The sequence below is a fragment of the Henriciella aquimarina genome, from assembly GCF_002088975.1.
Classification (GTDB): Bacteria; Pseudomonadota; Alphaproteobacteria; order Caulobacterales; family Hyphomonadaceae; genus Henriciella; species Henriciella aquimarina.
The window spans coordinates 1-10,690 of record NZ_NCST01000117.1; the positions used below are offsets into that span (position 1 = coordinate 1).

The following is a 10,690-nucleotide window of genomic DNA, read 5'->3' on the forward strand; positions in this document are numbered from 1 at the left end:
TGTCAACGGCGGAGTAAAACCCGACCAAAGGGCGGCGCAAAAGTAGGCCACTTTGGGGTTGGGCGTGAAGGGCGCATAGAGCGCTGGCGGCCAGTCGACCGCGCTCCCCAAATAGCTGGCGGTTGACTGGCCGCCTTGGCCCGTGAGGGCCAAGTCATGGATTGTCGGTCAGGAGGTTTTGGTGGCTTTTCGCGCCTGGCTTTGGGCCAGGCGATAACTTTCGCCGTTCATCTCGAGGATGTTGACGTGGTGGGTCAGCCGGTCGAGGAGCGCCCCGGTCAGGCGCTCGGTTCCGAAGGTCTCCGTCCATTCATCGAAGGGCAAGTTGCTCGTGATCAGCGTAGCCCCGCGCTCGTAGCGCTGCGAGATCAATTCAAAGAGCAGCTCGGCCCCGGTTTTGGAGAGAGGGACGAAGCCCAATTCGTCGATGATCAGCAGCTTGGCGTTGGCCATCTGTTTTTGGACCCGCAGCAGGCGACGCTCGTCGCGCGCCTCCATCAGTTCGTTGACCAAGGCCGCGGCGGTGGTGAAGCTGACCGTCATCCCTTTCTGGCAAGCAGCGAGCCCCAGGCCGAGGGCGACGTGGGTTTTGCCGGTGCCGCTTGGGCCGAGGGCGATCACGTTCTCGCGCCGTTCGATCCAGTCGCAGCGCGCCAGTTCCAGCACCTGCATCTTGTTGAGCTTGGGGATTGCCTTGAAGTCGAAGCTGTCGAGGCTTTTGGTGGCCGGGAACTTGGCCGCCTTGATGCGGCGCTCGACCATCCGTCGCTCGCGATCGATCAGCTCCAGTTCGACCAGGCGCGTCAGGAACTGGACATGGTCCAAGCCCTCGGCGGCGCATTGGCGCGCCACCTTCTGATACTCACGCAGGAATGTCGGAAGCTTCAGCCTCTTGAGGTGATGCTCCAGCAGGATTTCGGGGGCATGGGTCATTCCGCAGCCTCCGACATCAGGGACATGTAGCTGGCCGCTGAGGTCGTCTCGACCCGCGCCCGTGGCAGGTAGGGGTACACGTCGAGGTCGAGCCGTGGTGGCCGCTTCTCGACCTGACACAGAACCAGATGCTTCACAGCATCAAAGCCGACCGCGCCCATCTTCAGGGCCTGCTTTACGGCGGCGTGTAGCTCCTCCATGCCGAAGGTCTCCAGAAGACGCAGCACCTGGACATACTCGCGGCGCCCTATCTTCAGCATGCGCGCTTCCATCAGGCGGCGCAGCGTGTCGAACTCTTTTGGCAAGTCCCACTCCGCAAGGGGCGCAGCCTGATCCAAAGCATTGATCTTGCGTTCGATCAGCGGGAGGTAGTGGATCGGATCGAACACCATGTCCTCGCGCGCGTAGCACCGCGGATGGCGTGCGATCACGTCCCCACGGCAGCCAATCACCACCTGATCGACATAGGCCCGCACCCACACATCCTGATGGCCATAGGCCACGGGGACCGAGTAATCGTTGGTGTTGTAGCGGACCAAAGACTGGGAGCTCACCCGGCCGCTGGCCTGTGCGCAGGCCTCAAAGGGGGCGGCTGGCAAGGGGCGCATCTCGGCCAGATCCCGCTGCAGGCGCGCGCCGATCATCTCCGTGTGCCCACGCAAGGTGTCGCCCTGACGGGCACGGCACTGCTCTTCAAGGTAGGCGTTGAAGCTCTCCCAATCCGGGAAGTGGGGGATCGGCACCATGTGGTTGCGGCGCACGTAGCCCACCATCCCCTCGACATTGCCCTTGTCATTCCCTTTGCCCGGCCGCCCGTAGCGGTCTCGGAACAGGTAGTGCGACAGCAATCCGCTGAACTGCGTCGCGCGGACCCGTGTCCCATCCGGCTGGATCTTCGAGACCAGGCAACGGTCGTTGTCATAGAGAACCGACAGAGGCACCCCGCCAAAGAAGGCAAAGGCATGCACATGCCCGTCCATCCAGGCCTCCGCCGTCGCCGCCGGATAGGCCCGCACGAAGTAGGCATCGCTGTGCGGCAAATCCAGGACGAAGAAGTGGGCCTTTTGTTCGACACCCCCGATCACAACCAACGCTTCGCCAAAATCGGCTTGCGCATGGCCCGGCGGATGCGCCAGCGGCACGAACATCTCACGGGTGCGTCGTTCACGCTGCCGAACGTAGTCCTTGATAATCGTATAGCCGCCGGTGAACTCGTGTTCCGCCTTGAGCCGCTCGTGGATCCGCTTCGCTGTGTGGCGCTGCTTGCGAGGCAACTTCTTGTCCTCTTCAAGCCAGCCGTCGATGATCTCGCTGAACCCATCAAGCTTGGGACGCTTGATCTCCTTCGTGCGCCGGTATCCCGGCGGCGATGAGAACGCCAACATCTTGCGAACGCTGTCGCGCGATATGTTGAAATGGCGCGCCAGATCCCGCTGGCTCATCCCCTCGCTGCGCGCCAGCCTGACCTTCAGATAAAGTTCCACGGTGTAAATCTCCTCGCCCTCCCTGCTGCCGCAAGAAGGGAAAAAGTGGACGACTTTTACGCCGCCCGCACCGCCAATACGACGGCGCTACCGTGGTCTAATTTTGCACCGCCGTTCTCACCGTCTTCCTGGAACGTGCACCCTAGGACCGAAATATCCTTCAGATAGATTGTGCGCAGATCGATTTCCGCGAGCGGCCCGGCAATGGCACCGGCAATGGCATAGCGCCCGCCACGCTTTAGCGTTTCAAGGAGAGATTGCACGGCCCCGCCGCCCACGAGATCGACGACCACGTCGATTTGTCCTTGGCCGATCTTGTCTGTTGGGTGGTCTCTGCGATCAAGGACTACATCGGCTCCCAGGGATTGGACAGCCGCGGTCTTATCATTACTCGCCAAGGCAGTCACATGCGCTCCACGGCGTTTGGCGAGCTGAATTGCCGCCGACCCCACACCACCCGAAGCACCTGTGATCAGCAAGCGCTCCGCTCCGGCCCCAGCGCGTGACAGCATGTTTTCGGCGGTCGAATAGGCGCAGGGCACAGCCGCCAAGGCTGCGTCCGACCAATCGCATTCGACCACGTATACCTCACGCGCGGGGGCCACCACGTAATCAGCAAACCCGCCATCGCATTCGCTGCCCAAAGTCCAGCACTCGAAAGGCCGACAGTCCACATAGCTGCGCAGCATATTGCGGATCAGAACACGTTGTCCGATGCGTGCAGTATCAACATCCGTACCCACCTCAACGATTTGGCCGCAGACATCTGCCCCTTGAATGCGTGGGAAGGTGATGGGCGTATCTGACCACCCGGCGTCTTCGTTAGATGTTGTCACGGAATCTGCCTGGGTCGCCCCAGTAACCGACTTGGAATACCAGCCGAGGCGTGTGTTGATATCCGTGTTGTTCACCCCCGCTGCGGTTACGCGAATCAGAACCTCATCGGGTTTGGGTTCTGGAATAGGCACATCCGTACGGAATTGGAGCTTCTCAACGCCTCCATGACCGATCAGTAGAACCGCGTTCATGACCTGAGCCTGCATTTCAACTCGCCCTTTTGAGCAAGTGATCAGCCTTGGCATCCCTTGCCAAACGATCCGGAGCAATGAATTCCTCGGCGATCCCACGGGCCATGACCAATCCGGCATCACGCTTGTCCGCGTTATGATCCCCTTCCACATCAAAGATCAGATGGCTTTCGATATCTTTGATCCCGCAATAGGCGAATGTGCCCACCTCAATTTGGGTGCGCATCGCGGCGTCATAGCCATATCTTTCATAAGTCTGTTGTTTCGATCCGGCTATGCCAATCAAGGTAGTTGGTTTGTTGTCCAAGAGCGAAGATTTTGCACCCTTGCCGCGATCATCAACGCCGTCGCCAAACTGATAGGCCCATCCGACGGTAAAGACACGCTCGATCCAACCTTTCATCAAGGCGGGCATGCCCCACCAATAGACCGGGAAGATAAACGCCAATCTGTCAGCCTTGTTTACTCGCTCGTGTGCCGCGGTGATCTCAGGTGGGATGGGCCCGCCCCAAAAATGGGCATGGTCCTCCTCGGTGAAACGCGGATCGAAGCCTTCCCGGTGCAAATCTAGAACATCAATCTCGCATTTTACTTCGCAGAGGGGGGCGTGAAAGGCCTCCATGACAGCTGAGGGATATTTATCCCGAAAGGGATGAGCAAAGACAGTGAGCAATCGCATTTCGATGATCCTTATTGAGGTTGTCGCGGCTGTTTCAACACGACAGCGGCAGCCGTTCGTGCCGCTGCGATGGCCTGAGTGCCGCGATAGCAGGCAGCCGTGACGGCTCCTTCGAAGAGAACCAGAATAGTATCGGTCTCGTGGGTGCTTCCGATCTCCGACACGACAAGACGTTCGATCAAATCGCGCAGGTCAGTCCTGTAGGCAGTAACCGCGTCTGAAATCTCGGGGACTTCCCCACCCGTCTCGCCATTCGCGCGCAAGAAAAGGCAGCCCCGCGCACCTTCGGCTTCGGTCCAGTCGAGCAAGGCTGCGAAAAGTGCATCCACGCTTTCGACATCGAGCTGTGCGAAAAAACGTCGGCGGCGATGTTCCAGAGCTGCAACGATAAGTGCGTTCTTGTTGCCAAGATGCTTGTAGAGCGTTCGGCTTGAGACATTGGCAGTCTCCGTGAGACGGTCCATGCCCGTAGCGGTAAATCCGCAATGGTCGAAAGCGGTCTCCGCCGCAGTGATGATACGATTTCTTATTTTCATGGTGCAAATGTAAAACGACCGTTTTACATTGTCAATCTTCTTGGTGCTTTGCGCTGGTTCGCTAAATCTGCCGTTGGGGTCACCGAAACAAGCAACAGCAAAGTCCGAAAAGCCGACCGTGTTCCAACCCTGCTACCTACGCATTTTCCTGCCTTCACACGCCCTTCTACTACTACGCCCACAACACTGTTGCTGCTGACCCATTAACGGTCTTCTTGATGAGCCCCGTAACCAATTGCGGGGCCGCGAATGACCGACCAACCTTTCAGAACCGAAGCGATCGAACGCGGCTCCCGCATGCTTCGCACGGCGCTCGGGCCGCATGTCGCCACCTGGCTTGCGGACCCGGGCGTCGTCGAGGTGATGCTCAACCCCGATGGCCGCCTGTGGGTCGACCGGCTGAGCGAAGGCCTCGCCGATACGGGCGAACAACTTTCGGCGGCGGATGGCGAGCGGATCGTTCGTTTGGTCGCGCACCATGTCGGCGCAGAGGTCCATGCCGGCGCTCCGCGGGTATCTGCGGAGTTGCCAGGAACGGGAGAGCGGTTCGAAGGCCTGCTACCGCCCGTCGTCGCGGCACCGGTCTTCGCCATCCGCAAGCCGGCCGTCGCAGTCTTCACGCTCGAAGATTATGTGCGCGCCGGGATCATGCCGGAACAAGCGGCAACGGCGTTGCGCGAGGCGATCGCAACGCGCGCGAACATTCTGGTTGCCGGCGGCACCTCGACCGGCAAGACCACGCTCACCAACGCCCTGCTGGCGGAAGTCGCTAAATCCTCCGATCGCGTGGTCCTGATCGAGGATACGCGCGAACTCCAATGCCTGACGCCGAATCTTGTCGCGCTCAGAACCAAGGATCGTGTCGCGTCGCTTTCCGATCTCGTTCGCTCTTCGCTGCGTCTTCGACCTGACCGAATTCCCATCGGTGAAGTGCGTGGCGCCGAAGCGCTCGATCTTCTGAAGGCCTGGGGCACCGGCCATCCGGGCGGGATCGGCACCATCCATGCCGGCTCGGCCCTCGGCGCGCTGCGCCGCCTCGAACAACTCATCCAGGAAGCCGTCATCACCGTGCCCCGCGCGATGATCGCCGAGACGATCGACCTGATCGCCGTCCTCTCAGGCCGCGGATCGGCGCGGCGGCTGTCCGAACTCGCCCGCGTCGAACGCCTCGATACGAGCGGCGACTATCGGCTCCAGCCCCTTCTTCACCCCAAAACAGGAGACCATCCATGACGAGAACCACCATTCTTTACCCACGCTGGCCGCTCTATGCGACGGCCCTCGCAGTCGGCGTTCTACTCGCGGCGCCCGCCCATGCAGCCGGGTCGGGCATGCCCTGGGAGGCGCCGCTCCAATCGATCCTGGAATCGATCGAAGGGCCGGTCGCCAAGATCGTCGCCGTGATCATCATCATCATTACCGGTCTGACGCTCGCTTTCGGCGACTCCTCGGGCGGCTTCCGCCGGCTGGTGCAGATCGTCTTTGGCCTGTCGATCGCGTTCGCTGCGTCGAGCTTCTTCCTGTCCTTCTTCTCCTTCGGCGGCGGGGCGCTGATCTGATGGAGGGCGCGACCGAAATCCCTGGCTTTCATGCACCGGTTCACCGCGCGCTGGTCGAGCCGATCCTGCTCGGCGGCGCGCCGCGTGCGATCGCCATCGCCAACGGCACACTCGCGGCCGCAGTCGGCCTCGGGCTCAGGCTCTGGATGGTCGGGATCGCGCTCTGGCTCGTCGGCCATCTGCTCGCGGTCTGGGCTGCCAAGCATGACGCCCAGATCGTCGACGTTGCCCGGCGGCATCTTCGTTTTCCAATCTGGTTTGGAGTCTGAGCGATGATGCGCCTTGCCGAATACCGCTCCCAAGCCTCGCTGCTCGCCGACTTCCTGCCTTGGGCAGCGCTCATCGGGCCGGGCATCATCCTCAACAAGGACGGCAGCCTGCAGCGCACCGCGCGGTTTCGCGGTCCGGACCTGGACTCCGCGACGCCTTCGGAGCTCGTCGCCGTCTCGGGAAGGCTGAACAATGCCCTGCGCCGGCTTGGTTCCGGCTGGACTGTCTTCGTCGAAGCGCAACGACTGCCCGCCCAAGACTATCCGCTTTCGCAGTTTCCCGATCCTGTTTCGGCTCTGGTCGATGCGGAACGACGGGCACAATTTGAGGAAGCGTCGAGCCATTTCGAGAGCGCCTATTTCCTGACCTTCGTCTGGATGCCGCCGGCGGACGACACCAGCCGCGCCGGGCGCTGGCTCTATGAGGACGCGCCGGACAAGGGCCTGAACCCGCTGGAGCATGTCACAAGCTTTACCGCCCGCACGGATCGTCTGCTCGACCTCCTGGATGGCTTCATGCCGGAAGCGGTCTGGCTCTCCGACGAGGAGACGCTGACCTATCTCCATTCGACGATTTCAAGCCGGCGCCAGCGCGTGCGCATTCCGGAAACGCCGATGCATCTCGACGCGCTCCTGGCCGACAGTGCGCTTGTCGGCGGGTTGGCGCCGAAATTGGGTGATGACCATCTCCGTACGCTGACCATCATTGGGTTCCCGACCGCCACATGGCCAGGCCTGCTCGACGAACTCAACGGCCAGGCCTTCGAATACCGCTGGGTGTCGCGCGCCATCTGCCTCGACAAGACCGACGCGACCAGGCTCCTCACCCGCATTCGCCGACAGTGGTTCGCCAAGCGCAAATCCATCGCCGCGATCCTGAAAGAGGTGATGACCAATGAGGCCTCGACGCTGCTCGATTCCGACGCATCGAACAAGGCCGCCGATGCTGACGAAGCATTGCAGGAGCTCGGCGCGGACATGGCGGGCGCCGTCTATGTCACGGCCACGCTCACGGTCTGGGACGAGGATGAAGCGGTCGCCGAGACCAAGCTGAAGGCGGCCGAGAAGGTCATACAGGGTCGCGATTTCACCTGCATGCCGGAAACGGTCAACGCTATCGAGGCCTGGCTCGGTTCGCTGCCCGGTCACCTTTACGCCAATGTCCGCCAGCCGCCGGTCTCGACTCTCAATCTCGTGCACATGATCCCGATCTCGGCGGTGTGGGCAGGCCCGGCGCGCAACGATCATCTGGACGGCCCGCCGCTCTTCTACGCCGAGACGGAAGGCTCGACGCCATTCCGCTTCTCGATGCATGTCGGCGATGTCGGCCATACGCTGGTCGTCGGCCCCACCGGTTCGGGCAAGTCGGTCCTCCTGGCTCTGATGGCGCTGCAATTTCGGCGCTATCCCGACGCGCAAGTGTTTGCCTTCGATTTCGGCGGTTCGATCCGCTGCGCGACCATTGCTTGCGGCGGCGACTGGCAAGATCTCGCCGGGGCGCTGTCGGAGGATGAGGCGGCAATCCAGCTCCAGCCGCTCCGCAATATCGAGGAGACCAGCGAGCGCGCCTGGGCGCAGGATTGGCTGTCCGGCCTGATCGCGCGCGAAGGCGTCACCGTCGACCCCGTGGCGCGGGATCATCTCTGGTCGGCGCTGACCTCGCTCGCTTCGGCGCCCGTCGAGGAGCGCACGCTGACGGGCCTTTCAGTCTTGTTGCAGTCGACCGAGCTCAAACAGGCGCTCGCGCCGTTCTGTCTGGGCGGCCCCTTCGGACGGTTGCTGGACGCCGAGACCGAGGAACTGGGAACAGCCGATTTTCAGGCGTTCGAGACCGAAGGGCTGATCGGATCGGCCGCAACGCCCGCCGTGCTCGCCTATCTGTTTCATCGCATCGAGGAACGCCTCGACGGACGCCCGAGCCTGATCATCGTCGACGAAGGGTGGCTCGCACTCGATGACGGCACCTTCGGCGGTCAGCTCCGCGAATGGCTGAAGACACTGAGAAAGAAGAACGCGTCCGTCCTCTTCGCCACGCAATCACTCGCCGACATCGACAATTCCGCTATCGCGCCCGCCATTGTCGAGAGCTGCCCCACACGAATCTTTCTGCCGAACGAGCGCGCCTTAGAACCGCAGGTCGCGGATATCTATCGACGCTTCGGCCTCAACGAACGCCAGATCGAGATCGTCGCGCGGGCCATGCCGAAGCGTGACTATTACTGCCAGTCGCGACGCGGCAACCGGCTCTTCTCGCTCGGCCTCGGCGAGGTCGCGCTCGCCTTCACCGCCGCATCGTCGAAGGCCGATCAGGCCGCCATCACCGACATTCTCGCCGAACACGGGCGGGACGGCTTCGCCGCCGCCTGGCTCGCCCGGCGCGGCCTCGACTGGGCCGTCGAACTGCTCGGCCCGGCCAACGATCCAGCTTCTTCAATCCAAACTGAGGAGACCACCCATGCGTAAGAAACTCGCCGCTATATTGATCTCCGGCACCATCGCTGTCGCCGCGACCCAGCCGGCCCAAGCGCAGTTCGGCTTCGGCGGCATCGTGTTCGATCCGTCGAACTACGCCGAAAACGTGCTGACCGCGGCGCGAACGCTCGAACAGATCAACAACCAGATCAAGCAGCTTCAAAACGAAGCGCAGATGCTGATCAATCAGGCGCGCAATCTCGCGAGCCTGCCGCATTCCTCGCTCGCCCAGCTTCAGAACACGATCGCCCGCACCCAGGATCTCCTGAACGAGGCGCAGAACATCGCCTATCAGGTCTCCGAGATCGAGACCGCTTTCAACGAACAGTATGGCGAGGCGGCTGCGAACGGCGACTTTGCCGATATGATCGCCAATGCCGAAGCGCGCTGGCGCACCTCTGTTGCCGGATACGAGGACGCGCTGAAGGTCCAGGCGGGCGTCGTCGACAATATCGAAGGAACGCGCGCCGAGCTCAGCAATCTTGTCTCCCAAAGCCAGGGCGCGACCGGCGCCCTGCAGGCGGCGCAGGCCGGTAATCAACTTCTCGCGCTGCAAAGCCAGCAGATTACGGATTTGACCGCTGCCATCGCCGCGCAGAACCGCGCGCAGGCGCTGGACGCGGCTCGCCGGGCCTCCGCCGAGGCTCAGGCCCGCGAGAACCTCGATCGCTTCCTCGACTATGGAAGCGGCTACGCACCGACCACCGTCACCATGTTCCGGTAAGGCGCGATGCGAGGCTCCCCCGTCCAGATCCTACGGCTCATCGCATTCGGCCTCGGCGCGCTCGCGGCGCTCTTCGCAGCCGTCGAGTTGGCGAACACTGCCGCACCAGAAGTGCCGGTGGAGCCGTCGGCGGGCGATGATCCATTGCAGGAAGAGCTAGCGCGATGCCGGACGATAACACCGGAAGATCTGGACACCGATCTAACCTGCCGCGCCGCTTGGGCCGAGCATCGTCGCCACTTCCTCGGTCTGCCAGCCGACAATACCGAGGAGGAATAGACGATGGAGGGCGTAGGTGTCATCGATCGGTTCCTGCAGGTCTTCACCTCCTACATCGACTCCGGCTTCGGCCTGCTTGGCGGCGACGTCGCCTTCCTCGCAACGACGCTGATCGTGATCGACGTGACGCTCGCCGCATTGTTCTGGGCCTGGGGCGCCGATGACGACATTCTCGCCCGGCTGATCAAGAAGACGCTCTTCGTCGGCGTCTTCGCCTACATCATCGGCAACTGGAACACACTTGCCCGCATCGTTTTCGAAAGCTTCGCCGGGCTGGGTCTCATCGCCTCGGGCGGAGCCTTGAGCGCCACCGAGCTTCTCCAGCCCGGCCGCATCGCCGAAATCGGCCTCGAGGCCGGTCGGCCGATCCTCGCTTCGATCGCCGAACTGATGGGCTTCGTCTCCTTCTTCGAGAACTTCATCCAGATTTCGATCCTGCTGTTCGCCTGGCTCGTCGTTCTCCTCTCCTTCTTCATTCTGGCGATCCAGCTCTTCGTCACACTGATCGAGTTCAAGCTGGCGACATTGGCCGGCTTCATCCTCGTGCCCTTCGGGCTCTTCAACAAGACCGCCTTCATGGCCGAGCGGGTGCTCGGGCTGGTGATCTCGTCCGGCGTCAAGGTGCTGGTGCTCGCCGTGATCGTCGGCATCGGTTCGACCATCTTCGGCGAGTTCACCGCTGGCTTTGCGGGCGAGCCGACCATCGAGGACGCCATGGCGATCGTGC

Annotated in this window: 12 protein-coding genes; 7 read left to right on the forward strand and 5 right to left on the reverse strand. The window is 62.2% G+C overall.

Features of this window, described 5'->3' with window-relative positions:
* Positions 1–168: 168 nt before the first annotated feature.
* Genes istB through B8784_RS18830 form a run of 5 tightly spaced genes read right to left on the reverse strand, consistent with a single transcriptional unit; the run spans position 169 to position 4,660 of the window.
* Complete coding sequence (istB, locus tag B8784_RS18810) at positions 169–933, reverse strand: IS21-like element helper ATPase IstB (protein ID WP_084396756.1); 765 nt, start codon at positions 931–933, stop codon at positions 169–171.
* Positions 930–2,417: an IS21 family transposase gene (istA, locus tag B8784_RS18815; protein WP_169712612.1), complete on the reverse strand. Its 1,488-nt coding sequence runs from the start codon at positions 2,415–2,417 to the stop codon at positions 930–932. Before istA ends, istB begins: the two co-directional genes overlap by 4 nt.
* 56 nt (positions 2,418–2,473) lie before the next feature.
* Positions 2,474–3,460: a zinc-binding dehydrogenase gene (locus tag B8784_RS18820; RefSeq protein WP_233356240.1), complete on the reverse strand. Its 987-nt coding sequence runs from the start codon at positions 3,458–3,460 to the stop codon at positions 2,474–2,476.
* A gap of 1 nt (position 3,461) precedes the next feature.
* Positions 3,462–4,124 (reverse strand): NAD(P)H-dependent oxidoreductase, encoded by a 663-nt coding sequence (locus B8784_RS18825; protein WP_084399540.1) that lies wholly within the window; start codon positions 4,122–4,124, stop codon positions 3,462–3,464.
* A gap of 11 nt (positions 4,125–4,135) precedes the next feature.
* Positions 4,136–4,660, reverse strand: a complete 525-nt coding sequence (locus B8784_RS18830) for a TetR/AcrR family transcriptional regulator (protein ID WP_084399541.1) — start codon at positions 4,658–4,660, stop codon at positions 4,136–4,138.
* Between the two features lie 249 nt (positions 4,661–4,909).
* On the opposite strand from B8784_RS18830, the gene trbB reads away from it, so the two are divergent.
* The 7 genes from trbB to trbL form a co-directional block, all read left to right on the forward strand.
* Positions 4,910–5,893, forward strand: coding sequence for a P-type conjugative transfer ATPase TrbB (gene trbB, locus B8784_RS18835; RefSeq protein ID WP_084399542.1), 984 nt, complete (start codon positions 4,910–4,912; stop codon positions 5,891–5,893).
* Complete coding sequence (locus tag B8784_RS18840; RefSeq protein ID WP_014132718.1) at positions 5,890–6,219, forward strand: TrbC/VirB2 family protein; 330 nt, start codon at positions 5,890–5,892, stop codon at positions 6,217–6,219. The genes trbB and B8784_RS18840 overlap by 4 nt, the downstream gene beginning before the upstream one ends.
* A complete protein-coding gene (locus B8784_RS18845) occupies positions 6,219–6,488 on the forward strand; it encodes a VirB3 family type IV secretion system protein (RefSeq protein ID WP_084399545.1) in 270 nt (89 codons plus the stop codon). The genes B8784_RS18840 and B8784_RS18845 overlap by 1 nt, the downstream gene beginning before the upstream one ends.
* A gap of 3 nt (positions 6,489–6,491) precedes the next feature.
* On the forward strand, positions 6,492–8,951 hold the full coding sequence (gene trbE / locus B8784_RS18850; protein WP_084399547.1) for a conjugal transfer protein TrbE: 2,460 nt from the start codon (positions 6,492–6,494) through the stop codon (positions 8,949–8,951).
* Positions 8,944–9,684 (forward strand): P-type conjugative transfer protein TrbJ, encoded by a 741-nt coding sequence (trbJ, locus tag B8784_RS18855; protein ID WP_084399548.1) that lies wholly within the window; start codon positions 8,944–8,946, stop codon positions 9,682–9,684. The genes trbE and trbJ overlap by 8 nt, the downstream gene beginning before the upstream one ends.
* A 6-nt stretch (positions 9,685–9,690) precedes the next feature.
* Complete coding sequence (trbK-alt, locus tag B8784_RS18860; protein WP_084399550.1) at positions 9,691–9,963, forward strand: putative entry exclusion protein TrbK-alt; 273 nt, start codon at positions 9,691–9,693, stop codon at positions 9,961–9,963.
* Positions 9,964–9,966: 3 nt separating this feature from the next.
* Positions 9,967–10,690: P-type conjugative transfer protein TrbL (trbL, locus tag B8784_RS18865; protein ID WP_084399553.1), on the forward strand; the 724-nt coding region annotated here is incomplete at its 3' end.